The sequence below is a fragment of the Methylobacterium endophyticum genome (assembly GCF_050591105.1).
GTDB lineage: Bacteria > Pseudomonadota > Alphaproteobacteria > Rhizobiales > Beijerinckiaceae > Methylobacterium.
Window position 1 is genome coordinate 69637 of record NZ_JBNHES010000014.1, and the last position, 23250, is coordinate 92886.

Sequence of the window (23250 nt, forward strand, 5' to 3'; positions counted from 1 at the left end):
ATGACCGCACCCACCGCCTACGACGCCGGCATCGCCCGCCTGCCCCTCGAGATCCTCTCCCCCGCCCTGCCCCTGGAGAACAAGGCCGGCACGGCGCTTCCCGCCGAGACGCCCGGCGACGTGAAGGAGGCGCTCGCCGAGTTCTCGCGCTCCTTCGCCGCCTTCAAGGAGACCAACGACGCGCGGCTCGCCGAGATCGAGGGCCGCGTCCGCCCCGACGTGCTCACCGAGGAGAAGCTCGCCCGCATCGACGCCGCGCTCGACACCGCGCAAGGCCGCCTCGACCGCCTGACCCTCGACCGGGGACGGCCGCCGCTCGCGGCCGGCGAGCGCGCTCCCGCCGGGATGGGCGCGGAGCACAAGGCGGCCTTCGACCTCTATGTCCGGGCCGGCGAGAGCGGCGGGCTCAAGCGCCTGGAGGAGAAGGCGCTCAGCGCCGGCTCCGGCCCGGACGGCGGCTATCTGGTGCCGCCGACCATCGAGCGCGAGGTGCTGCGCCGGCTCTCGAACCTGTCGCCGATCCGCTCCATCGCCACGGTGCGAGCGATCTCTGGCGGGGTCTACAAGCGCGCCTTCGCCGGCACGGCGGCCGTCGCCGGCTGGGTCGCCGAGACCGCGCCGCGCCCGCAGACGGACGGGCCGGTGCTGCTCGAGCAGTCCTTCCCGGCCATGGAGATCTACGCCATGCCGGCGGCGACCCAGACGCTGCTGGACGACGCGGCCGTCGACATCGACGCCTGGCTCGCCGACGAGGTCGAGACGGCCTTCGCCGAGCAGGAGAGCGTCGCCTTCGTGACCGGCGACGGCATCGGCCGGCCCAAGGGCTTCCTCAGCTACGACACGGTCGCGAATTCCGCCTGGGTGCCCGGCAAGGTCGGCTTCGTCGCCACCGGCGCGGCGGGCGCCTTCCCCGTCGACAACCCCACCGACGTGCTGTTCGATCTCGTCTACGCCCTGCGCGCCGCCTATCGCCAGAACGCCGGCTTCGTGATGAACCGGCGCCTCCAGAGCGCCATCCGCAAGTTCAAGGACGCGGACGGCAACTACCTCTGGCAGCCGCCGCTGGCGGCCGACCGGGCGGCGACGCTGCTCGGCTTCCCCGTCACCGAGGCCGAAGCCATGCCGGACGCGGCCGCCGGCAGCTTCTCCATCGCCTTCGGCGACTTCAAACGCGGCTATCTCGTGGTGGATCGCACGGGCCTGAGGGTGCTGCGCGACCCCTACTCCGCCAAGCCCTACGTCCTCTTCTACACCACGAAGCGCGTCGGCGGCGGCATCCAGGACCACGAGGCGATCAAGCTGCTCAAGTTCGCCTGAGCCGCAAAAGTCCGGCCGGTTTCGAAGACCGGCCGCCTCTGCCCTCCAGTCATCCTCCTTCGGGGAAACAATAATGGCTTATGTCGACAAGGCCGGCGATACGATGACCGGTGCCCTCGTCGTGAAGGCAGCCGTCACGGCCGGCGACGCAACGCAGTTCTATAACGTTGGCCTGAATCTGACCGAGAGCACAGCCGCCCCGAGCAAACGAGCTTCCATGAACATCGGCAGCGGATGGAATATCGGCCAGGATTATCTGGCCACTGGAGTCAAGGATTTATATATTTTTAACGGCGCGACAGCGAAAGCCTCACTCAAGATCGGCGCCGACGATGTCGTCTACCTCCCCAATCCGCCCAAGATCACGTCCGCTCAGGTGGATCAGGACGGGGTGTGCAATGTCGCCTATGCCGGAGCCGATGACTCCGGCGGGTCGAACGCCGCCACTGCTTTCCAGGTTTGCCTCGACAAGATCGCCTCACGCGCGAACGGTGGGACGCTTCTGATCCCGTCGGGCGGCATGTTCAGGATCGACACTCAGCTCAATTATGGTGCTGCGGGCGCTATCGCGGTCAAGAGCCCCGGAGGCCGTAGCGCAAAGATCGTCCAGAACTGCCCGACATTGTTCAACTTTGTAAGCAATGCCCCTTCCGATGATCCGAGCTATACCGGCGGCCGCGATATCGCCATTGAGAACCTAATGCTCTACATGAGCGCCGCAAACGGTAAGGCGTTCAATTTCGCGAACCCCGAAGCCGTAAGCATGATAAATATCAAGGGCCGCCCGACTTATCCCGGTTCCGGCTATTGGGAAAGCTTCATCACGGGCCACAACTTGCGCTCATCGCACTTCGAACGATTCTACGTTCAGAACACGAACGCCATCAACGCGAAGGCTGATGTAAGAGGCCAGTTCATGACTCTCACCGCCTCGCAGGGCAGCACCGACAATCACATGAAGAGCTTGTTGGTTCAGGGCTTCAACAACGCCTTCTACATGGTCACGAACACGGCCCCTTGCATCGAGGGGACCATCATGAGCGATTGCACGATTGTCCAGTGCAACAGGGGCATCACCTGGGTTTACAACGGACCTGCCGGCTACAGCCCACCGGAGCTTCATTTCAGAGGCGGGCACATGAACTGTTTCGAGTGCTTCGTCGGAGCATCGAACGTTGCGCAAATTCACATTTCAGACTGTGATCTTGAACTGAATAGCGTCTACGGAGACACGAGCGCCGGCATCATTCTGACGAATGTCGACGGCGCCTATGTGCATGACAACAACATTTCCTTCACCGGCGGGAACAGGGCCACCTCGGCTATCGTCGTTGCCGGAGGATTGCGGTCTCGAATCTTCGGAAACAGCGGTGTCACGCCGGGATGTACAAACTACGTTACCCTACAGAATAGCGCGCGTAACGCGTCGATCTACAACAACGAGACCTATGGAGCCGTCGGCATGCTTGCCGATGGAGGAGTAAATACTTACACTCTCACTGGCTCAAATCGTCTTCTAATTTAACAAACAACCCAACACTGCCCCTTCGCTAAATAAACATGCTAGCGGAGGGGCGAGCAATCAGCTGCATCCTGTGATGTGCCGAAGATCGGCTGCCGTTGGCAGGATACGCCCGCCCCCTGCGTCCTCACCGGGACCCAAATGGGTCCCCTTACCTATTCGACATCAACGCCGCCGCCCAGGCCGCGCCATCCAATCCGAGCGGTTGCCCCGGCCGCCGATCATCGCGTCGCCGACCTGGAGGCGCGACAGCTCGGCCGAGCGGGAGGCGATCCAGCCGGCATGCTCCGCCACCGGGGTCACGGCGGTGAACCCGCCGCAGGCGGTGCGCATCCGGCTGTTCTGCTGGAGCGCGCCGCTCGACCAGCTCACGACGCCGACGATCTGATAGCCGCCGGGGCCGCCGCGCAGGATCGGCCCGCCGGAATCGCCGAGGCAGGCGCCCGCGCCCGCCGTCTCGGCCATGCGGCGGCGGTCCGTCACCACCGTGACCTTGTTGGCGACCTGCAACGAGCCGATGGAGACGAGATGCGCCTCGCGCAGGGTCCTGGCTGTGTTGCGCCTGTTCTCGGCGACGACGCCGAAGCCGGCGATGTCCACCGCCTCGCCCGTGGCGATGGAGCCGCCGCCGCGTGGATCGAGCGGCACGAAATCGGCGCCCACGGGCTGGGCGAGCTTGATGAGCGCGAGGTCGACGCCGGGCTGGTCCTCGGGGGTCGTGCCCGGCACGAAATCGGGATGCATCGAGGCGGCCACCGCCGAGACCCGGCGCTGGCGGAAGGCCCTGTCCACCGCCACGACGCTGTAGCCGGCCTGATGCATCACGCAATGGGCCGCCGTCAGCACGAGGTCCGGCGCGATCAGCGTGCCGGAGCAGATCTCGCCCTGCGTGCTCTCGATGCGAACGACGAAGCTGCGGGCGCCGTTGGGGTTTCTGGACACCTCGCCCTGGATCACGGCCTGTGCCGGGACGGGGCCGAGGGCCACGAAGGCTCCCAGCAGAACCCGCCGGAGGGAAGTCGCGATCATGCCTGTCTCTCCGGCACCCAGGTGCTTCGGCGGGAACGTAACGTAAGGCAATGTTCCGGCCAAGCCTCGGTTCCCCGCCGTTGGGCGGGGAGGACGACTGAGCCTTTTAGGCCGTTCATCCCAAAAACTACTGCCAGCGGGCGCCGGCGCCCCACGCGGACAGCGTCGCGTCGATCCAGGCGCGCTGCGGCCCGATCAGCACGCCCTGGGTGAGGCTGCCGCAGGCGCCCCCCGACCAGGCCGAGACCGCGACCACCGCGTCTCCCGCCGCGATGGGCCCGCCGCTGTCGCCCTGGCAGGCGCCGCCGGGTCCCTTCAGCCAGAGCAGGATGCGGCTCGGCCCGTAGGGCTCGACCACGGGCAGGTTCACCGCGCGCAGGGTTCCGGTGCTGCGCGGGCCGCCCCCCGGCGTGGCGCCGTAGCCGGAGAGGGTCACGTTCTCGCCTGCTCTCGGCGGAACGGCGCCGAGCAGCGCCGCGCGGAAACGGTCCGGCAGCGGCTTGGCGGTGCGCAGCAGCGCGAGATCGACGGAGCGGCGGCGGCCGGCGACGGCCCCCGCGTCGTAGCCGGGATGCACGGCGCGGGCGGCGATGTCGGCGAGCACCGGCTCGGCGCCCTCGCGGAAATGCGCGCGCAGCTCGGCGCCCGGCGGCGCGCAATGGGCCGCCGTCAGGATCGCGTCCCGCGCCACCACCACGCCGGTGCAGACCCCGCCCTTCGAGGACAGGACCATCACGCCGGTGCCGTCCTCCGGCACCTCCCGCCCGCCGGCGACGGCCCAGGCCGGGCCGGATGCCGCCGCCAGCAGCAGGCCGAGCCAGAGCCGGCCGGCCCTCACGATTCGCACACCCATCCCGCCTCCCGGAGAGCCCGATGACCCCGATACGCGTGGAGACCTCGGCGGTCGAGCCGGTGAGCCTCGCCGAAATGCGCGCCTACCTGCGGCTCGATCCCGACGACGGGGGCGCCGAGGACGCCCTCGTCGCCGGTCTCGTCACGACGGCGCGGACGATGCTGGAAACGGAGACGCGCCGCGTCCTCGTGCCGAGCATCTTCCGCGTCGTGCTGTCCTGCTGGCCCTGCGGCGGGCTGCTGCCGCTACCGCTGAGTCCGCTTGTAGCCGTGACGCGGGCGGCGCTCGCCGCGCAGGACGGGACGCTCGCCGATCCGCCCTCGGGCACGGTGCGCGCCGGGCCGGACCTGCTCGACGGACCCTGCCTGCTGATCGACCCCGCCGCGCCCGCCCTCGCCGGCCGCTCGGTGCTGATCGAGGTCGCGGCGGGGTTCGGCGGCAACGGAGCGCCGGTGCCGGCGCCCCTTGCCCTCGCGATCAAGCGCCTCGCCGCCGCCTGGTTCGAGCATCGCGGCGATGAGCCCGGCCCCGCCGCGCCGGCCGACATCGCCGCCCTCGCCGCCCCCTTCCGCTGGCGCCGCCTGTGAGGAGCCCGCCGATGAGTTCGCCAAGTTCCCGTCCCGCCATCGGCCTGCGCCGCCGCCGCTTCGTGATCGAACGGCCCGTGGACGAGCCGGACGGTTTCGGCGGCAGCCTGCGCCGCTACGTCGACGGCCCCGTCGTTTGGGGGGCGATCAACCCCGTCTCGACCTCGGAGCGGCTGCGCGGCGGCCGCTCGGACATGGTCGCCACCCACCGGATCACCCTGCGCGCCCGAAGCGGCGTCGCGCCGCCCATGCGGCTCGCCGCCGGCAGCCGCCGCTTCGCCGTGCGCTCCGTCAGCGATCCCGACGAGGGCGGGCGCGACCTCGTCTGCGAGGTCGAGGAAATCCTTCAGGAGACCGGGCCATGAGCACCGCCGTCCCGAGCCCGCTCCTCGCCTTCCGGGGCGCCGTCATCGCCCGCCTCGGCGCGGATGCCGCGCTCGCCGCGCTGATGGGCGGCGGCGTGCGCCTGTACGACGAGCCGCCGCGCGGCGCGCTGCCCGTCTACGCGCTCCTCGGCCCAGCTGAGATCCGCGACGATTCCGTCGACGGGGCCGTCCGCCACAGCCACAGCCACGCGCTGATCGTGATCGCCAAGCCCGGCTCCGCGCGCACGGCGCTCGATGCCGCCGAGCGGATCATGGAACTGCTCGCGGGGGCCGACATCGCCCTCGACGGGCATGTGCTCGTCACCTGCCGGGTGCGCTCGCTCGGCGTCGCCCGCGATGAGCGCAGCGGCGAGGCGCGCGCAACCCTCACCATCGAGGCCGTCACCGAAGCGGTCTGACCTCAAGTCCCAAAAAGCAGCCGGAGCCCGCCATGACCGCCCAGAAAGGCAAGGACCTTCTCATCAGAGCCGGCAACGGCGCCGGAGGCTACGTCGCGGTGGCGGGCCTGCGCGCCCGCCAGATCGCCTTCAACGCGGAAGCCGTCGACGTCACCAACGCCGATTCCGCCGGGCGCTGGCGCGAGTTGCTGGCCGGGGCGGGCGTACGCCGCGCCGCGATCTCGGGCTCCGGCGTCTTCCGCGACGAGGCGTCGGACCTGCGCCTGCGGCAGCTCTTCTTCGACGGCACCATCGAGAGCTTCCAGATCGTGGTGCCGTCCTTCGGCACGCTGGAGGGCCCGTTCCAGATCGTCAGCCTGGAATACCGGGGCGACCATTCCGGCGAGGTCACGTTCGACATGAGCCTCGATTCGGCCGGCGCGCTCACCTTCACGGCGCTCTAGATCATGGCGAACCGCCGACGCGGGGAGGTCGATCTCGATCTCGCGGGCACCCGCTACACCCTCTGCCTGACGCTCGGCGCGCTCGCCGAGCTCGAGGACACCCTCGGAGCCGGCGATCTTGCCGGACTGGCGGCGCGCTTCTCCGACGGACGGCTCGCCGGCCGCGACCTGATCGCGCTGCTCGGTGCCGCTTTGCGCGGGGGCGGCCATGCGCTGGACGACGAGGCGGTGTCGCGGCTGCCGCTCGCGGGCGGCCTGGATGCCATCGCGGAGGCGCTCGGCGCCGCGCTCGTCGCCGCCTTCGGGGAGCCCGTTCGAGGGGACCCTCGAGCGCCACGGGAGGCCGCGAGCCGGGAGCGATCCCCGCCTTCCCGTGGGACGAGGCCCTGACCTTCGCGCTCGCCCGGCTCGGCTGGCGCCCGGCGGATTTCTGGGCGGCCACGCCCCGCGAGCTCGCCGCCGCCTTGGGCCGGAAGGCCCCCGCCGCCGACCGCGCCGCTCTCGACCGCCTGCTCGCCGCCTTTCCAGACCCTTCGTGAGGACGACCATGGCCGAGACCGAGACCGCGCTCGCCGATGCGGGCCGCATCCGCCAGCTCGACACCCTCGACAAGCTGGCGCAGAAATTCGGCCAGAGCCTGTCGAAGGCGCTCACCGGCAATCTCGGCGCCGGGCGCCAGCTCGACAGCGTGCTGAACTCCCTCGGCACCCGGCTCTCCGCGCTTGCCGTGCGCACGGCGCTGACCCCGGTCCGCACCGGCATCACCAGCCTCGTGAACAACCTGCTGAGCACGAGCACGGATTCCGCCACCGCCTTCGCCCACGGCGGCGTCATCGCGGGAGGCCGGGTGCGGCCCTTCGCGGAGGGCGGGGTGGTGGCGAGCCCGACCTATTTCCCGATGCGCGACGGCACCGGGCTCGCCGGAGAGGCCGGCCCGGAGGCGATCCTGCCGCTGAAACGCGGCAGCGACGGCCGGCTCGGCGTCGCGGCGGGCGGCAACGCCCGGCCGGTGAGCGTCACCGTCAACATCGCGACCCCCGACGTGGCGGGCTTCCGCAAGTCCGAGAGCCAGGTCGCCGCCGGGCTCGCCCGCGCCGTCGCCCGCGGCCAGCGCGCGCTCTGAGAAGGACCATCCGCATGGCCGCCGATTTCCACGAGGTGCGCTTTCCCCTCGACGTGTCGCTGCGCGGCAGCGGCGGCCCGGCGCGGCTTACCGAGATCGTCACGCTGGCCTCGGGCCGCGAGCACCGCAACAGCCGCTGGGCCGATTCGCGGCGGCGCTACGATGCCGGATTCGGCATCCACACCCTCGACGCGCTCCACGCGGTGCTGGCCTTCTTCGAGGAGCGGCGCGGGCGCCTCTACGGCTTCCGCTACCGCGACCGGGTGGATTTCCGCTCCGGGCCGCCCTCGCGGAGCATCGCGCCCACCGATCAGACCATCGGCGGCGGCGACGGCCATGCGACCGTCTTCGCCCTGGCGAAGACCTACGGGACGGGCCTGCTGCCCTACCGGCGCGCCATCGCCAAGCCCGTGGCCGGGACGGTGCGGATCGCCGTCGCCGGGACCGAGCTGCCGGGCTCGGACTTCGCCTGCGATCCCGCCACCGGGCTCGTCACCCTGGCGAGCGCCCCCGCCATCGGCGCCGCCGTCACGGCGGGTTTCGAGTTCGACGTGCACGTCCGCTTCGACACCGACGAGATCACCGTGAATCTCGAAGCCTTCACGGCGGGCGAGATTCCCAAGGTGCCCCTCGTCGAGATCGTGCCCTGAGCGAGGACGCCCCATGCGCGCCATTCCGGCCGACCTCGCCGCCCGCCTCGCGGAGGGCGCCACCACGCTCTGCCGCTGCTGGGTGCTCACCCGACGCGACGGCACCGTGCTCGGCTTCACCGACCACGACCGCGATCTCGTCGTCTCCGGCGTCACCTACGCGGCCCGCACGGGGCTGGAGGCGGCGGAGGCGAGCGCAGAACTCGGATTCGCCATCTCCGGCGGGGACGTCGCCGGGGCGCTGACCTCCCTCGGACTGACGGACGCGGACATCGCGGCCGGCCTCTACGACGGCGCCGGGGTCGAGACCTGGCTGGTCGATTGGGAAAGCCCGCAGGCGCGCATCCTGCTCGACCTCTCGACCATCGGCGAGATCAGGCGGGCGGGAAACGCCTTCGTGGCCGAATTGCGCGGGCTGATGGACCAGCTCGACATGGAGCGTGGCCGCACCTTCCGCGCCGGCTGCGGCGCCGATCTCGGCGATGCGCGCTGCCGGGTCGACCTGTCGGGATTCCGCGCCGCCGGCACGGTGTCCGCCCTGCCCGAGCCCGGCACCCTCGATACGGTGCTGACGGGAAGCTTCGCGGACGGGTTCTTCACCGGCGGCCGGCTGACCTGGACCGGGGGCGCCAATGTCGGGCGCGGCGCCGATATCCGCTCCCAGGCCGGCGGCCGGATCGAACTCTGGGAGGCGCCGCCCTCCCCGCCCGCCATCGGCGACGCCTTCACGCTCACGGCCGGCTGCGACAAGAGCCTGTCCACCTGCGCGGAAAAATTCGCGAACGTCCTGAACTTCCAGGGCTTTCCGCACATGCCGGGCAACGATTTCGTGCTGCGCCAGACCGGCGCCACGGGCACGGCGCTCGACGGCGGCAGCCTGTTCAGGCCGTGAGGCTCACGCGTTCCCGGAGCCGCTCGGCCACCAGCGCCTGCACCGCCCAGAGATGCCGGTCGCGGATGCCGAGCTCGGCGAAGGCCGCGACGGTGCGGAACAGGTATTCCGCGCTCGGGCCGAGATGCCCGCAGGCCGACGCGATCCGCTCGGCGACCTCGGCGTCGGTGAGGCGGCCGGTGTAGCGGTCGCCGGCGCGGTTGACGACGAAGGTCAGCGCCCGGACCGAGCCCCGCTCGGTCGCCACGTCCACCCAGCGGCCCTCGTAGCCGAGACCGCGCATCTCGCGTCGCCACACCGGCATCAGCGCCGCCCGCGCGTCGAGCCCGGACAGGCGGAAGGCGACGCCCCGGCACAGGCCGCCGCGATCGAGGGCGAGCACCAGCCCCGGCCGCTCGGGCGTGCCGCGAAAGCGCCGCTGCAACAGGCAGAACCGGCGGTGGAACCCGCGCACGGTGCCGACGCGGCGCTCCGCGAACGCGAATTCCGGCTTCCAGAGCAGGGAGCCGTAGGCGAACACCCAGATTTCGCCGGCCGGATCGGTCCGGTGGGCGAGCATCCGGTCGAGGCCCGGCGCCAGCTCTTCGTCGGTGAGCAGGCGCAGGGCCGTCTCGTCGTCGGCCACGGGGTCGGGATGGGCGCGGGCGATCAGGTCGGCGTCGAGCGCGAGGCGTCCTTTCGGCATGGGCGGACAGGACCATCGCCCGCCGCGCAGAGCAAGACCGGATGCGCGCGGCATTCCATCGGAGAGCGATCATGGAGCGTTCCGTCACCCCCGAGGCGGTGGTCGCCGAGGCGCGCGCCTGGCTCGGCACGCCCTATCGGCACCAGGCGTCGCTGAAGGGCGTCGGCTGCGACTGCCTGGGGCTGGTGCGCGGGATCTGGCGCGGCCTGTTCGGGCCGGAACCGGAGCGGGTGCCGCCCTACGCCGCCTCCTGGGCAGAATCGCGCGCGGGCGACGGGGATCCTCTGGCGGAGGCGGCGGGGCGCCACCTCGTGCCCCTCGACCACCGGCCGCCCTACGAGCCGCGCGCGGGCGACGTGCTGCTTTTCGCCTTCCGGGCGCATCTGCCGGCGCGGCACTGCGCCGTCGCCACGGGCGCGGGCACCATGATCCACGCCCATGACGGGGCCTCCGTCACCGAGGTGGCGCTGACGCCGTGGTGGCGGCGCCACCTCGCCCGCGCCTTCCGCTTCCCGGACGCCGCCTGACCCCCCTTTCGGAGCCCGCCATGGCGACGCTGATCCTCCAGACCGCCGGCTCCGCCCTCGGCACGGCGCTCGGCGGGCCCATCGGCGGCGCGGTCGGGCGAATCCTCGGCGCGGGCGGCGGCGCGCTCATCGACGGGGCGCTGTTCGGAACGCGCGCCAGCCCGCGCTTCGTCCAGGGCCCGCGCCTGTCCGACGTCGCCGGGCTGACCTCGACGGAGGGCGATCCGATCCCGCGCGTCTACGGCCGCGCCCGCATCGGCGGCACCCTGATCTGGGCGACGCGCCCCCTGGAGGTGGCGAACACCGCCGTCGAGCGCTCCTCCTCAGGGGCCAAGGGCGGCGGCGGCCAGCGCACCGTGCGCACCACCTACGCCTATTACGCCCATCTTGCGGTGGGCCTGTGCGAGGGCGAGATCGCGTTCGTCCGCCGCGTCTGGGCGGACGGCAACGAGATCGACCTCACCGCGATCGCCTGGCGCCTGCACACGGGCGGCCCGGACCAGGCGCCCGATCCTCTGATCGTCGCCAAGGAAGGGGCCGACCGGGCGCCGGCCTATCGCGGCCTCGCCTACATGGTGTTCGAGCGGCTGCCCCTCGCCGATTACGGCAACCGCGTCCCGCAATTCGCCTTCGAGGTGATCCGCCCCGTCGACGGGCTCGGCCGCATGATCCGGGCCGTAGAGTTGATCCCCGGCTCCACAGAGTTCGGGCTCGATCCCGCGCCCGTCACCGAAGATGCTGGGTTCGGCGCCACCCGTGCGGCGAACCGCTACCAGCTCCAGCGCGGCACCGATGTGCTCGCCTCCCTCGACGCGCTCCAGGCGCTGTGCCCGCGCCTGACGCGGGTGGCGGTGGTGACGGCCTGGTTCGGCGACGACCTGCGCGCCGGCCGCTGCACCGTCGTGCCGAAGGTGGATTCCGCCACGAAGACGGTGCTGGGCAAGGACTGGTCCGTGGCCGGGCTGGTACGGGGCACCGCCGGGGCGGTCTCGACGGCGCCCTCCGGCGGTCCCGCCTATGGCGGCACACCCTCCGATGCCGGCCTGACCCGGCTGGTGGCGGAGCTCCACGGGCGCGGGCTCGCGGTGGTGCTCTACCCCTTCGTGATGATGGACGTGCCGGCGGGCAATGTCCTGCCGGACCCGCACGCGCCGGGCGCGGGCACTCAGCCGGCCTATCCCTGGCGCGGGCGCATCACCTGCGATCCCGCCCCCGGCCTGCCCGGCAGCCCCGACGCCACGGCGGAGGCCGGCGCCGAGGTCGCGGCCTTCTTCGACGGGCCCTCCGGCTACGCCGCCATGGTGCTGCATTACGCCGACCTCGCCGCCGGCTGGGCCGCCGCCGGAACGCCGCTCTCGGGCTTCTTCGTCGGCAGCGAGTTCGTGGGACTGACCCGCGTGCGCGACGGGTCCGGCGCCTATCCGGCCGTGACCGCGCTGCGTTCGCTGGCCGCTGCCGTGCGCGCCCGTCTCGGGACCGGGGTGAAGCTCGTCTACGCGGCGGACTGGACCGAGTACGGCGCGCATGTGCGCGACGGGGGCGCCACGATCCGCTTTCCCCTCGACGACCTGTTCGCCGATCCGGCGATCGACGCCGTGGGCATCGACTACTATCCGCCGCTGACCGACTGGCGCGACGGCGCCAGTCACGCCGACCTCGCGCTGGCGGATTCCATCACCGATGCCGGCTACCTGAAGAGCCGGCTCGGCGCGGGCGAAGCCTTCGACTGGTACTATCCCGACTCCGCGGCCCGCGCGGCGCAGGCCCGCACCCCGATCACCGACGGCGCCTACGGAAAGCCCTGGATCCACCGGCCGAAGGACCTCGTCTCCTGGTGGTCGAACCCGCATGTGGAGCGCGACGGCGGCGTCGAGACCCGGACCACGCCTTGGGTGCCGCGCGCCAAGCCCGTCTGGCTCACCGAGATCGGCGTGCCGGCGGTGGACAAGGGCACCAACGGCCCCAACGTGTTCCCCGATCCGAAATCCTCGGAGAACGCCGCGCCGCCCTTCTCCACGGGCCTGCGCGACGACCTGATCCAGTTGCGCGGGCTGGAGGCGATCCTCTCGCGCTTCGATCCCGACGCGCCGGGTTTCGAGGAGGCGCACAACCCGGTCTCGCCGCTCTATGGCGGCCGCATGGTGCCGGCGGATTCCGTCTTCGTCTGGTGCTGGGACGCGCGGCCCTATCCGGCCTTCCCGGATTTCGGCACCGTCTGGGCGGATGCCGGAAACTGGTCGGTGGGCCACTGGATCACCGGCCGGGTGGAGGGGCTCGACCTCGCCCGGCTGATCCCCGCGATCCTCTCGGATCTCGGCGTCACCGCGAACGCCGAGATCGACGTGGCCGCCTTCCTCGACGGCTACGTGCTCGACCGCGCCCTCTCGGCGCGCGGCGCGCTCGAGCCTCTGGCCCAGATCTACGGCATCGACGTCTCGGCGGCGGCCGGCAGGCTGCTGTTCCGAGGCCCGCGCCGCGAGAACCCGAGCGTCCTCGCCGAGGGCGATCTGGTCCGCATCGCCGAGGACGAGGCGCCCTTGAAGCGCGTCCGCGCGGAGGAGAGCGCCCTGCCCAGCTCGGTGGAGCTCGGGTTCAGCGACGGCGACAGCACGGAATACCGCCGCGCCGCCGCCGCCGCGATCCGTCCCGCCGGGTCGCGCCGCCGCGAGACCCGCGTCGAGGGGGCCCTCGTGACCCGCCGGGCCCTTGCCGAGGGACTGGCGGAAGCGCTCCTCGATACGGCCATCGCCGGGCGCGACACGGCGAGCTTCTCGCTGAGCCCGCGCCGGCTCGATCTGGAGCCGGGCGACCTGCTGGCGCTGCCGGACGAGCCCGGCATGCACCGCGTCACCCGCATCGAGGACGGCCCCGCCGGGCGCCGTATCGAGACCCGCGCCGTGCCGGTGCATGGCCGGCTCCCGCCGCGTCGTCCCGATCCCGCGACGCCCTCGCGGAAGACCCGGCCGGCCTTTCCGGGGCCGCCCTTCGCCCTCGCCCTAGACCTGCCCGCCGACCGGGGCGACCCGAGCGTCCTGCAATATCTCGCAGTCGCCGCCGATCCCTGGCCCGGAGAGGTCGCCGTCTGGCGCTCGGACGGGGACGATGCGCCCCTGAGCCAGCGCGGGATCGTCGATTACCCGGCCTGCCTCGGGCGGACGCTGACCGCGCTCGGCCCCGGCCCGCTCTGGCGCTTCGACCGGGGCGCGCGTCTCGACGTCACCCTGCGCAACGCCGCCGGGCTCGCCTCCGTGGACGAGGCGGCGGCCCTGGCGGGCGCCAACCTCTTCGCGCTGGTCGCGCCGGACGGGGGCGTGGAGCTGCTTTCGGCCGCCGCCGTGACCCTGACCGGCGCGGACAGCTTCCGGCTCGGCGGCCTGCTGCGCGGTCTGGCCGGCAGCGAGGCGGCGGCCTCCCGCCCCACGCCGGCGGGAAGCCTGCTCGTGCGGCTCGACGACGGCGCCGTGGTGCCGCTCGTCGACCGCCTGGACGAGGCGGGCCGCGCCTTCCGCTACCGGATCGGGCCGGCGAGCCGCGATCCGGCCGATCCCGCCTTCACGGAGATCCACGCCGGTGCCGGGCTCTCCGCCCTCCTGCCGATGAGCCCGGTCCATCTGCGGGCGCGGCGCGGGGCGGAGGGCATCCGCTTCACCTGGATCCGGCGCGCGCGCCGGGCGGCGGATGCCTGGGAGCCCGTCGACATCCCCCTCGACGAGGTCCGCGAGGGCTACGTCCTCGACGTGCTGGGCCCGGACGGCGCGGTCCTGCGCAGCTTTGAGGCCGCCGAGCCGTCCGTCCTCTACGCGGCGGCCGACGAGATCGCCGATTTCGGCGGCCCGCAGACCATGATCGCGGCGGCCGTCGCGCAAGTCGGCGCGGCGGCCGGACGTGGGCCGTCCCGCCGGGCGACGCTGCGCGTCGGCGCCGCCTGAACCCGAGAGCAGAGCCGGAGCGCTTCCCGATGGCCGAGACCACCCGCAACCTCGCCCTGCCGCTGCTGGCGGCGGCGCAGGCGCAGAAGCACGTCACCCACAACGAGGCGCTCGCGCTCCTCGATGCCCTCGTGCAGCTCGCCTGCCTCGACAAGGACCTCGCCGCGCCCCCCGCCTCTCCGGCGGAAGGCGACCGCTATCTCGTCACCGCCGCCGCCCCGACCGGCGCCTGGAGCGGGCTCTCGGGGCAGGTAGCGCTCTTCGCGGACGGGGTCTGGACCGGCTCCGTGCCGCGGCCGGGCTGGCTCGCCTATGTCGCGGACGAAGGCGCGCTCTACGTCTTCACCGCCGCCGGCTGGACGAGCCTCGGGGCGACGGTGGCCGCCCTCCAGAACCTCACCCGGCTCGGGATCGGCACCGTCGCGGATGCCGCCAATCCCCTGTCGGCCAAGCTCGGCGCGGCGCTGTTCACCGCCAAGGCGGTGGGCGAAGGCGGCAGCGGCGACCTGCGCATCACGCTGAACAAGGAGGCGAGCGCCCGCACCCTCTCGCTGCTGTTCCAGACCGGCTATTCCGGCCGCGCCGAGCTGGGGCTCGTCGGCGAGGACGCCCTGTCGGCGAAGGTCTCGGCGGACGGCACCGCCTGGACCGCCGCCTGGCGGGCCGACCCGGCCACGGGCTATGTCGGGTTCGGCGCCGCCGCCTCGGGAACGCCGGGGGCGCCGGTCTCGTCCGGGGTCGTCTCCGCAGCGCCCGCCGTCGAGATGGCGAGCCATGTGGCGACGGGGGCTCCCGAGGCGATGCTGCGCGCCCGCATCGGCCGGGGCAGCCCTTCCGCTCCGGCGGGGATCAAGGCCGGCGACCGGCTCTTCACGATGGCCGGACGCGGATACCATGCGGGGGGCGCCTATTCGGGCGACGCGGTCTCGCTCGGCGCCTTCGCCGAGGAGGATTTCACCGGCACCGCGCAGGGGACGGGGCTCGATTTCCAGACAGTCGCCTCCGGCACCACCGCGCGCCGCTCGGTGCTGAAGCTGCGCGCCAACGGCGCGGTGGAGATACAGCCCCGAGCCGGTGCGCCGAGCCTCGGCGCGGGCGCGGGCCAGATCGTGTTCGACAGCACGGCCACGGCCTTCAAGGCCCATGACGGCACCCGCTGGTCGCGGCTGAGCAACCTCGTCCGCTTCGCCGCTGCCACCGGTTTCGACAACTACATCGCCGCCGATACCTGGACGAAGGTGCAGTTCAACACCGGCACCGTGAACGACCAGGGCGCGTTCGATGCCGGCACGAACCGCTTCGTCGCGCCGGAGGCCGGCACCTACACCTTCGGCGCGAGCCTGCCCTACCGGAGGAACGGCACCTCCTCGCCCACCGGCTTCCAGGCCCGCTTCCACAGGAACGGAGCCGCCGCCGGCACTGGCAGGGTCGGCGCCGCCAACCCGGCGGACGGCGTCACCGCCCTCGGAGCGACCGCCACGCTGGCGCTCCAGGCCGGCGACGCGGTGGAGGTCTTCGCGCTCCTCAACGGCGCCGACGGCTATGTCGCCGCCGCCGAGTCCGGCTTCTGGGGACACGCGCTGCCCTGAGCGGAGGGCGCGAAGACCCTCAGTAGGGATAGCCGTAATAGGGCCGCCGGGGCACGCGCTCGTCGTAGAAGCCGCGCACCGGACGCTCGTAGCTGCGATAGGCCCGGTATTGCGGCAGCGTGTAGTTGCCGTTGTTGACGCCGGCGGAGCGGTCGTTGCCGCTCTCGGCCGCGTAGGGCGAGAGGCCGCTGCCGGAATCGCTTCCGCCGCCGCCGAAGGCCAGGGCCGGGCCGGCCGCCGCCAGCAGGGCCGCCGTGGCGCCGAGCGCCAGAACCGTCCGTCTCATCTCGTCGTCTCCGTTCGCGATCGCGTCGTGGCGATCCAACGGCCACGCCGCGCGCGCGTTCCGTCGCGCCGCCCCGCCTCGTTCATCACCATTCGGAGATCGACCATGGAGCTCAGCGCCGTCGGCCGTGCCGTCCTCGTCGCGCGAGAAGGGCAGCGCCTGGAAGCCTACCGGGATTCCGTGGGGATCTGGACCATCGGCGTCGGCCATACCTCCGCCGCCGGGGCGCCCGCGGTCATCCCCGGCATGACCATCAGCGACGAGGAATGCGACGCGATCTTCTCGCGCGACGTCCAGCGCTATGCCCGCACCGTGGCGAACGCGGTGCCGGCGGACCTCCCCCAGCACGCCTTCGACGCGCTGGTCTCCCTCTGCTTCAACATCGGGCCGGGGGCGTTCCTGCGCTCGAGCGTCCTGCGCCGGCTGCGGGGAGGCGACGAGGAGGGCGCCGCCGAGGCGATCCTGATGTGGAACCGCCCGGCCGCCATCATCCCGCGCCGGCAGGCCGAGCACGACCAGTTCCTCACCCCCTACGCCGACGCCCTCCCCCGTGCGCGGCGCGGCGATCCGCATCCCGTGGCCGATCCGGTCCCGCCGGGGCGGCGGGCGCCCCTTCCGGCCCGGCGCCGGCCGATCCCGCGCGGTGCGTCCGTCGTGCCGCCCATCCCGCCGCCGCACGGCGGAGCGCCCTCCCTCCTCGACCGCCTGCGGGGCTGGCTGGGCCTCCGCTCCGATCCGCACGCCTGACCCCTCGTCCACCGGAGAACCGCCATGCGCGACACCAGACTTCCCCTCATCGGCCTCCTCGCCTGCGGGCTCGCCCTCGCCGCGTCGGAGGCGCAAGCGGAAACGGCGAGCGTCGTCCTGCCCTGGGGAGATGCCGTCTCGGCGCTCCTCCAGGGGCTCGCGACGGCCACCGTGCCGCTCGCCGCCACGGCGATCACCGCCCTCGTGGCGCGCTTCGCCGGCCCGCTGCGTCTCCTCGTCACCAGCACGCTGGTGGAGCGTCTCGTGCGCAACGTCGCGGATTACGCCCTCAACGCCGTGGCCGGCGCGGTGAAGGGCAAGGCGCTCACCGTGCCGCTCGGGTCGGCGGTGATCGCCAAGGCGGCCCAGCGCGCGGCCGACCAGGCCCCCGACTGGCTGCTGCGCCAGGCGGGCGGCATCGAGGGCCTCGCCGAGAAGGTCTTCCGCACCCTTCCGCTGGAGGAATCCGCGAATGTCGGCAACACCCTGCGGCCGGCGATCGAGGCGGCGCGGCGCATCGCGGGGACGGCCAAGCGCGGCGCCTGAACGGATACGAGGGGAGCGGGGCGGATGGACAAGATCGCCATCGAGGCCGCCCGCCTGCTCTTCACGGATGGGGGCGCCGGCTGGGTCGTCGCCGTCCTCCTCGGGCTCGCCTGCTGGCATCTGCACCGGGAGAACCTGCGCGTCCTCGAGGCCCGCATCGACGACACAGGTGCCACGGCCACCGCCCTCGAGCGCGCCTCGCAGACCAACGCCGCCGTCGCCACCGCCCTGGAGAGCCGCACCCGCGTGCTGGAGGACCTCTCCCGGCTCTCGGCGGAGATCGCCCGCGGGATCGAGCGCAACGACGAGCGCGCCCGCGACAAGTTCGACGAGGTGCTGCGCCTCGTCGCCGACCTGCGCCGGGCCGAGCACGGCCGGGCCTGAGACCGGGAGCCCCTTCGATGCCGCGTCCCCCTTCCCGCTCGTCCACGCCACGCCCGCCCTCCGGCGGCGGCAATGCGCGCGGCCGCGCCGCCGCCGGACGCCTCCAGGCGGCGCAACGGAGCTTCGAGCGTTCCACCGTGGCACTGCGCAAGGCCGCCTTCGACCATGTCGACCGCCAGGTCTTCCTCAGCACCGCGCTGCGGGCGAGCATCGAGCGGCTGGCCCGTCCGCCCGCGCAGACGTGAGCGTCCATGGCGACGCAGGCGGGAACGATGCGGCGGCTCGGCCGTAGGGAACCGGGCCGCCGAGGACGGGCCCGCATTCAGGGCGCATTCAGTGCCTGAGGCCGAGATTGCACGTCGATGCGCCACGCCCTTTCCCTTCTCGCCGTCGCCCTGACGGTCGCGGCCTTCGCCGCCGGCGAGATCGGCTCGCTCGCGGAGGAGACCCCCGCGCCGGTACAGGCCGCGCCCGCCGGGGTCGCGCCCCCCCGCTCCGACGAGTGCCTGTCTCCGGCCGACATGCGCGAGGCCGTGGGCGAGGGCCGCGTTGTCGAGCCCGTCACCGCCATCCGCTCCGCGCGGACCGTCATTCCGAGAGCCGAGATCCAGCGCGCGATGCTGTGCCGGCACGAGGACGGGCTCGTCTACATGCTCACGGCCTTGCGCCGGGACGGGCATTTCGTGCACGTCGTGGTGGATGCCAAGACCGGCAAGGTCGTCGGCCAATATTGAACGGGCGGCCCCGCGCCGCCGCTTGAACGGAGTATGGGGCCGTGCGCCTGCTCGTCGTGGAAGATGACCGGGACATCAACCGGCAGGTTGTCAGCGCCCTGGAGGAGGCCGGCTACGTCGCCGACAAGGCCTATGACGGCGAGGAGGGCGGCTATCTCGGCGAGAGCGAGCCCTACGACGCCATCATCCTCGACATGGGCCTGCCCAAGGCCGACGGCGTCTCCGTGCTCCAGAAATGGCGCCGGGCGGGGGTGAAGACCCCCGTCATCATCCTCACCGCCCGCGACCGCTGGTCCGACAAGGTCGACGGCTTCGATGCCGGGGCCGACGACTACGTCACCAAGCCCTTCCACATGGAGGAGCTGATGGCGCGGGTGCGCGCGCTGCTGCGCCGCACCGCCGGGCACGCCACCAGCCAGATCAATTGCGGCCCCGTCACCCTCGACACCCGCTCCGGCCGCGTCTTCGTCGACGGCAACCCGGTGAAGCTCACCTCCCACGAGTACAGGCTGCTCTCCTACCTGATGCACCACACCGGCCGCGTGGTCTCCCGCGCCGAGTTGACGGAGCATCTCTACGACCAGGATTTCGACCGCGATTCGAACACCATCGAGGTCTTCGTCGGCCGCCTGCGCAAGAAGCTCGCGGTGGACCTGATCCAGACCGTGCGCGGCCTGGGCTACCTCGTCGACCCGAGCCAGCCGGCGGCGCGGGTGTGAGTTTCGGCGCCGGAACGCGGATCCGCGACGGTCAGGTCGGAGCGGAATTCACGTCCGTCAGCGAGAAGGCGTCGCCCTTGAACAGCAGGGCTATGCCGCGCCGCTTCGCGGCCGCGTAGGCGAAGCAATCGCCCATGTTGAGCCGGGCCGGATGACCCTGTCCCTTCCCGAATCGCTCGAAGGCGGAGAGCGCGAGTTCGGCATCCTCCGGTGCCAGCGGCACGAGCCGGATGCGGGCCTCGTTCAGCAGGGTGTCGAGATCGGCCCGCGCCGCCGCGATGCCCCCTTCCCGCTGACGGGCGATGGCGAGGACGGCTTCGTAGACGGCGACGGGCGAGGTCATCGCCGCATCGTCGGATTCGAGCGTCGCGGCGAGCCCCTCGGCATCCGGCTCCCCCAGGACGATCGCGACGAGGGCGGATGCGTCGACGAAGATCATTCGTCGTTCAGGCCGTCATAAAAAGTCTTGTCCGCGACGAGCCCCGTGTCGCGCCGGGCGGCCACGCGCTCGTGAAGCGGTTTCAGGCGTTGCCAGAGGCTCGTCTTCCGATCCTCGCGATCCAGTTCGTTGCGGACCGCGAGCTTGATCGCCTCTGTCAGGGCGATGCCCTTGCGTTCGGCCAGCCGCCGGACGAGACGGTCGGCCTCCGCGTCTCGGATATGGAGCGCCATCCCGCGCTTTCCTTCCAGGAATGTACATGGAATGATCGGTCAATGTACACGGATCGGGCGCGATGATCGATAGCTGTGGAAGCGGGGTCCCGTCGCCGAGGAGCCGATGACGACCGTTTTCGATCTCCTGTCCCTGCGCCAGCGCTCCATCGCGGTCCGCCTGGCGACCTCGGCGCTGCTCGCCAGCACAGCGATCCTGCTGATCGCGGCCCTGATCCTGACGACGCTCTATCGGGAGAACACCGAGCGGGCCTTCGACAGCCGGCTGCTGGTCTACGCCAACAACCTCGCCACCGACCTCGTCTCGCCGAGCGATTCCGAGAGCAAGTCCTTCTCGCTGGGCGATCCGCGCTTCGACCTGCCGCTGTCCGGCTGGTACTGGCAGGTCGGCAAGCCCGACGCCAAGCCGCGGGATCTGCGCACCTCGCGCTCCCTCGTCGGGCTGCCGCTGAAGCCCGCCACCGATCCCGACGGCAAGGCCGGCATCGGCCAGATCCGGCAGGGCTACGGCCGCGCCCAGGACGACCGCCTGCTGCGCATCATCGAGCGCGACGTCGATCTCGGCGCGGACGGGCGCTACACCGTGCGCATCGCCGGGCCCGCCGACGAGATCGTCAACGACGTGGACCGCTTTCGCGCCTCGCTGTTCCTCACCTTCGGGATTCTCGGGCTGTTCCTGGCGCTGACGACGCTGCTCCAGATCCGATTCGGTCTGGCGCCGCTGGCGCAGATGCGCACGGCGCTCGGCGCCATCCGCCGGGGCGAGGCCGACCGCATCACCGGCGAGTACCCGCGCGACATCGCCCCGCTCACAGGCGAGGTGAACCTGCTCATCGAGACGAACCGCGAGATCCTGGAGCGCGCCCGAACCCAGGTCGGCAATCTCGCCCACGCCCTGAAGACGCCGCTCTCCATCATCGTCAACGAGGTCGGCGCCTCCGACGCCCCTGCCGATCTGGCGGAAAAGATCCGCGAGCAGGCGGCGGTGATGCGCGATCAGGTGAACTACCATCTCGACCGGGCGCGGGCGGCGGCGCTCGCCGGCACGCTCGGCACCTCCACGGAGGTCGAGCCCGCGCTCGCAGGACTCGTGCGGACGTTCGGAAAGATCTACCGCGACAAGGACATCGCCTATGAGGTCAGCGTCCCTCCCGGCCTGCGCTTCCGGGGCGAGCGCCAGGATTTCGAGGAGATGGTCGGCAACCTCGTCGACAACGCCTCGAAATGGGCGGCCGGGCGCGTGGCGATCCGCGCGGAGGCCGTGGGACAGAACGACTATCCCCATCTCCTGGTCGCCATCGAGGACGACGGTCCCGGCCTGCCGCCGGAGGCCCGCGAAGCGGCGCTGGCGCGCGGGCGGCGCCTCGACGAGACCAAGCCCGGCTCGGGGCTCGGTCTCTCCATCGTCGCCGACCTCGCCGCGCTCTACCGGGGCCGCTTCCGCCTGGAGCAGGCGGCGCTCGGGGGCCTGCGCGCCGTCATCGAGGTGCCGGGCGACGCGCCCGCCGGCGTTCCCCAGCACTGATCGGACGCCGCCGCTTGTCAGGCTCGACCCGCGCGTGACACAGTGTCACGAGACGGCGCCGTCGTGACGGTGGAAGCGCCGACCTACAAGGAGACCCGGCCCCGCGACGAGGACGGCTCGCGGCATCCGCCAACCCTGGGGTTCGATGACGGCGATCTGGTTCATTCTGGCGTTCATGACGGGAGCGGCGGTGCTCGCGCTGCTGTGGCCGATGTCGCGCCGGGGCACGGGCGCTCCCGAGCCCGTCTCGGCCGTCATGGAGACCGGATTCTACGAGGACCAGTTGCGCGAGATCGAGCGCGACCTCGGCCGGGGGCTGATCGCGCCCGGCGAGGCGGAGGCAGCCCGCGCAGAGGCCGCGCGCCGCCTGTTGCGGGTCAGCCGCGACGGGCCCGGCGCGGACGAGCCGGGCATCGCCGAGCCGCATCTGCGCCAGCGCCGGGCGGCCTCCGCCTTCGCCCTCTCGACGATCCCGCTCGTGGCGCTCCTCGCCTACGGCATCTACGGCTCGCCCAACCTCCCGGCCCAGACTGCCGCCGACCGTCAGTCCGCGCAGACCAGCAGCCAGGACCTGATGAAGGCCATCGGCCAGATCGAGGCCCGGCTCGCCAGCGACCCGAACGACGCGCGCGGCTGGGCGGTGATCGCCCCCGTCTACATGCGCCTCGGCCGCTTCGACGAGGCGGCGCACGCTTATCAAGAGGTGAGCCGCGTCAAGGGCGAGAGCCCGGAGGTGCTGGCCGACTGGGGCGAGGCGCTGGTCGCGGCCGGCAACGGCGTGGTGCCGCCGAAGGCGAAGGCGCTGTTCGAGCGCGCGCTCGTGCTCGACGAGAAGATCGCCAAGCCGCGCTTCTACCTCGCCCGCGCCGCCGAGCAGGCCGGCGACGTCCAGGGGGCGATCGGCTACCTGACGACGCTGAGCGAGACCTCCCCGCCCGACGCCCCCTGGCAGCCGCTGGTGCGCGACAGCCTCGCCCGCCTGAAGGGCGAGCCCGCTTCCGCGCCGGATGCGAAGGCGGGAGCCGCCGCCGGCCTGTCCGTGGACCAGGCGCGCGCCATTCGCGGCATGGTCGAAGGGCTGGAGGCACGGCTCGCCAAGGAGGGCGGCAGCCTCGACGAATGGATGCGGCTGATCCAGTCGCGCAGCGTGCTGGGCGAGCGGGACAAGGCGCGCGCGGCCCTCGAGAAGGCGCGCGCGGCCCTCGCCTCCGATCCGGCCGCCACCGGCCGGCTCGATGCCCAGGCGAAGGAGCTCGGGCTGACCACGGACACGCCGCGACCGAAGGCGGAGGCGCCTCCCGTCCAGGGGACGCCCCCCGCGACGGCCGCCGCCGGCCCGAATCCCGCGCCGAATCCCGGCTCCGGCGAAGCCGATGCCGCCCTCGCCACCGTCCGGGCGATGCCCCCCGCAGAGCGCGACGCGGCGATCCGGGGCATGGTAGCGGGGCTCGACCGGCGCCTCACCGCGAAGGGCGGCAGCGCCGACGAATGGCTGCGGCTGGTGCGCTCCTACAGCGTGCTGGGCGAGCGCAAGCAGGCCAGCCAGACCGTCGACCGGGCGCGCCTCGCGCTCGGGGCCGACGCGGGCGCCGTCCAGCGTCTCGACGCGCTGGCCAGGGAACTCGATCTGCACGGCACCGCCGGCAAGCCCTGAGCGCCCCCGGACAATCGGTCCCGGCCGCCGCCCTTGACCCCGGAGGCCGCGCA

Annotated in this window: 28 protein-coding genes; 22 read left to right on the forward strand and 6 right to left on the reverse strand. The window is 72.4% G+C overall.

Features of this window, described 5'->3' with window-relative positions; all coding sequences use genetic code 11:
- Together ACP56T_RS15720 and ACP56T_RS15725 are read left to right on the forward strand one after the other, a co-directional pair.
- Window positions 1-1317: a phage major capsid protein gene (locus tag ACP56T_RS15720; protein WP_430913076.1), complete on the forward strand. Its 1317-nt coding sequence runs from the start codon at window positions 1-3 to the stop codon at window positions 1315-1317.
- Between the two features lie 73 nt (window positions 1318-1390).
- Window positions 1391-2842: a hypothetical protein gene (locus ACP56T_RS15725; protein WP_430913077.1), complete on the forward strand. Its 1452-nt coding sequence runs from the start codon at window positions 1391-1393 to the stop codon at window positions 2840-2842.
- A gap of 162 nt (window positions 2843-3004) precedes the next feature.
- Here ACP56T_RS15725 and ACP56T_RS15730 read toward each other — a convergent pair whose 3' ends face one another.
- Window positions 3005-3868 (reverse strand): S1 family peptidase, encoded by an 864-nt coding sequence (locus ACP56T_RS15730; protein ID WP_430913078.1) that lies wholly within the window; start codon window positions 3866-3868, stop codon window positions 3005-3007.
- Between the two features lie 127 nt (window positions 3869-3995).
- Complete coding sequence (locus tag ACP56T_RS15735; protein ID WP_430913079.1) at window positions 3996-4721, reverse strand: S1 family peptidase; 726 nt, start codon at window positions 4719-4721, stop codon at window positions 3996-3998.
- A gap of 20 nt (window positions 4722-4741) precedes the next feature.
- Here ACP56T_RS15735 and ACP56T_RS15740 point away from each other — a divergent pair, with 20 nt between their 5' ends.
- From ACP56T_RS15740 to ACP56T_RS15780, 9 genes are read left to right on the forward strand one after another with little or no spacing between them, the layout of a single operon-like run.
- Entirely contained in the window at window positions 4742-5308 is a 567-nt protein-coding gene (locus tag ACP56T_RS15740; protein WP_430913080.1) for a head-tail connector protein, read from the forward strand.
- Window positions 5309-5319: 11 nt separating this feature from the next.
- The gene (locus ACP56T_RS15745) at window positions 5320-5673 is read left to right on the forward strand and encodes a phage head closure protein (protein ID WP_430913081.1); all 354 of its coding nucleotides are present in this window, start codon (window positions 5320-5322) and stop codon (window positions 5671-5673) included.
- The gene (locus tag ACP56T_RS15750) at window positions 5670-6092 is read left to right on the forward strand and encodes a DUF3168 domain-containing protein (RefSeq protein ID WP_430913082.1); all 423 of its coding nucleotides are present in this window, start codon (window positions 5670-5672) and stop codon (window positions 6090-6092) included. Before ACP56T_RS15745 ends, ACP56T_RS15750 begins: the two co-directional genes overlap by 4 nt.
- A 32-nt stretch (window positions 6093-6124) precedes the next feature.
- Window positions 6125-6535: a phage major tail protein, TP901-1 family gene (locus ACP56T_RS15755; RefSeq protein ID WP_430913083.1), complete on the forward strand. Its 411-nt coding sequence runs from the start codon at window positions 6125-6127 to the stop codon at window positions 6533-6535.
- Window positions 6536-6538: 3 nt separating this feature from the next.
- Entirely contained in the window at window positions 6539-6925 is a 387-nt protein-coding gene (locus tag ACP56T_RS15760; protein ID WP_430913084.1) for a gene transfer agent family protein, read from the forward strand.
- Window positions 6922-7074, forward strand: a complete 153-nt coding sequence (locus ACP56T_RS15765; RefSeq protein WP_430913154.1) for a phage tail assembly chaperone — start codon at window positions 6922-6924, stop codon at window positions 7072-7074. Before ACP56T_RS15760 ends, ACP56T_RS15765 begins: the two co-directional genes overlap by 4 nt.
- Window positions 7075-7082: 8 nt before the next feature.
- Window positions 7083-7658, forward strand: a complete 576-nt coding sequence (locus ACP56T_RS15770; protein WP_430913086.1) for a phage tail tape measure protein — start codon at window positions 7083-7085, stop codon at window positions 7656-7658.
- A 14-nt stretch (window positions 7659-7672) separates the two neighbouring features.
- Complete coding sequence (locus ACP56T_RS15775) at window positions 7673-8308, forward strand: phage distal tail protein, Rcc01695 family (RefSeq protein WP_430913087.1); 636 nt, start codon at window positions 7673-7675, stop codon at window positions 8306-8308.
- 13 nt (window positions 8309-8321) lie between these two features.
- Window positions 8322-9200 carry a DUF2163 domain-containing protein gene (locus tag ACP56T_RS15780; protein ID WP_430913088.1) on the forward strand — a complete coding sequence of 293 codons (879 nt, stop codon included), beginning with the start codon at window positions 8322-8324 and terminating at the stop codon, window positions 9198-9200.
- Here ACP56T_RS15780 and ACP56T_RS15785 read toward each other — a convergent pair.
- Window positions 9190-9885, reverse strand: a complete 696-nt coding sequence (locus ACP56T_RS15785) for a gamma-glutamylcyclotransferase (protein WP_430913089.1) — start codon at window positions 9883-9885, stop codon at window positions 9190-9192. The genes ACP56T_RS15780 and ACP56T_RS15785 overlap by 11 nt on opposite strands.
- A 71-nt stretch (window positions 9886-9956) precedes the next feature.
- Here ACP56T_RS15785 and ACP56T_RS15790 point away from each other — a divergent pair, with 71 nt between their 5' ends.
- From ACP56T_RS15790 to ACP56T_RS15800, 3 genes are read left to right on the forward strand one after another with little or no spacing between them, the layout of a single operon-like run.
- Window positions 9957-10412, forward strand: a complete 456-nt coding sequence (locus ACP56T_RS15790; RefSeq protein ID WP_430913090.1) for an NlpC/P60 family protein — start codon at window positions 9957-9959, stop codon at window positions 10410-10412.
- A 20-nt stretch (window positions 10413-10432) separates the two neighbouring features.
- On the forward strand, window positions 10433-14341 hold the full coding sequence (locus tag ACP56T_RS15795) for a baseplate multidomain protein megatron (RefSeq protein WP_430913091.1): 3909 nt from the start codon (window positions 10433-10435) through the stop codon (window positions 14339-14341).
- A gap of 29 nt (window positions 14342-14370) precedes the next feature.
- Entirely contained in the window at window positions 14371-15930 is a 1560-nt protein-coding gene (locus ACP56T_RS15800; RefSeq protein ID WP_430913092.1) for a DUF2793 domain-containing protein, read from the forward strand.
- Between the two features lie 19 nt (window positions 15931-15949).
- Here the strand turns inward: ACP56T_RS15800 and ACP56T_RS15805 are convergent, their stop codons facing one another.
- Window positions 15950-16216: a hypothetical protein gene (locus ACP56T_RS15805; protein WP_430913093.1), complete on the reverse strand. Its 267-nt coding sequence runs from the start codon at window positions 16214-16216 to the stop codon at window positions 15950-15952.
- 105 nt (window positions 16217-16321) lie between these two features.
- Between ACP56T_RS15805 and ACP56T_RS15810 the strand changes: the two genes are divergently transcribed.
- From ACP56T_RS15810 to ACP56T_RS15835, 6 genes are all read left to right on the forward strand, one after another.
- Window positions 16322-16963 (forward strand): lysozyme, encoded by a 642-nt coding sequence (locus ACP56T_RS15810; RefSeq protein ID WP_430913094.1) that lies wholly within the window; start codon window positions 16322-16324, stop codon window positions 16961-16963.
- A gap of 24 nt (window positions 16964-16987) precedes the next feature.
- On the forward strand, window positions 16988-17509 hold the full coding sequence (locus ACP56T_RS15815; protein WP_430913095.1) for a hypothetical protein: 522 nt from the start codon (window positions 16988-16990) through the stop codon (window positions 17507-17509).
- A gap of 24 nt (window positions 17510-17533) precedes the next feature.
- Window positions 17534-17893 carry a hypothetical protein gene (locus tag ACP56T_RS15820; RefSeq protein ID WP_430913096.1) on the forward strand — a complete coding sequence of 120 codons (360 nt, stop codon included), beginning with the start codon at window positions 17534-17536 and terminating at the stop codon, window positions 17891-17893.
- A gap of 17 nt (window positions 17894-17910) precedes the next feature.
- Entirely contained in the window at window positions 17911-18138 is a 228-nt protein-coding gene (locus ACP56T_RS15825) for a hypothetical protein (protein ID WP_430913097.1), read from the forward strand.
- A 117-nt stretch (window positions 18139-18255) separates the two neighbouring features.
- Complete coding sequence (locus ACP56T_RS15830; RefSeq protein WP_430913098.1) at window positions 18256-18627, forward strand: PepSY domain-containing protein; 372 nt, start codon at window positions 18256-18258, stop codon at window positions 18625-18627.
- A 41-nt stretch (window positions 18628-18668) separates the two neighbouring features.
- Window positions 18669-19346, forward strand: coding sequence for a response regulator transcription factor (locus tag ACP56T_RS15835; protein ID WP_430913099.1), 678 nt, complete (start codon window positions 18669-18671; stop codon window positions 19344-19346).
- A 31-nt stretch (window positions 19347-19377) separates the two neighbouring features.
- Here ACP56T_RS15835 and ACP56T_RS15840 read toward each other — a convergent pair whose 3' ends face one another.
- Entirely contained in the window at window positions 19378-19785 is a 408-nt protein-coding gene (locus ACP56T_RS15840) for a type II toxin-antitoxin system VapC family toxin (RefSeq protein WP_430913100.1), read from the reverse strand.
- On the reverse strand, window positions 19782-20018 hold the full coding sequence (locus ACP56T_RS15845) for a type II toxin-antitoxin system VapB family antitoxin (protein ID WP_430913101.1): 237 nt from the start codon (window positions 20016-20018) through the stop codon (window positions 19782-19784). Before ACP56T_RS15845 ends, ACP56T_RS15840 begins: the two co-directional genes overlap by 4 nt.
- A 106-nt stretch (window positions 20019-20124) precedes the next feature.
- Between ACP56T_RS15845 and ACP56T_RS15850 the strand changes: the two genes are divergently transcribed.
- Both ACP56T_RS15850 and ccmI read left to right on the forward strand, forming a co-directional pair.
- The gene (locus ACP56T_RS15850; protein WP_430913102.1) at window positions 20125-21543 is read left to right on the forward strand and encodes a sensor histidine kinase; all 1419 of its coding nucleotides are present in this window, start codon (window positions 20125-20127) and stop codon (window positions 21541-21543) included.
- Between the two features lie 145 nt (window positions 21544-21688).
- Entirely contained in the window at window positions 21689-23197 is a 1509-nt protein-coding gene (gene ccmI, locus ACP56T_RS15855) for a c-type cytochrome biogenesis protein CcmI (protein ID WP_430913103.1), read from the forward strand.
- The last annotated feature ends 53 nt before the right edge of the window (window positions 23198-23250 follow it).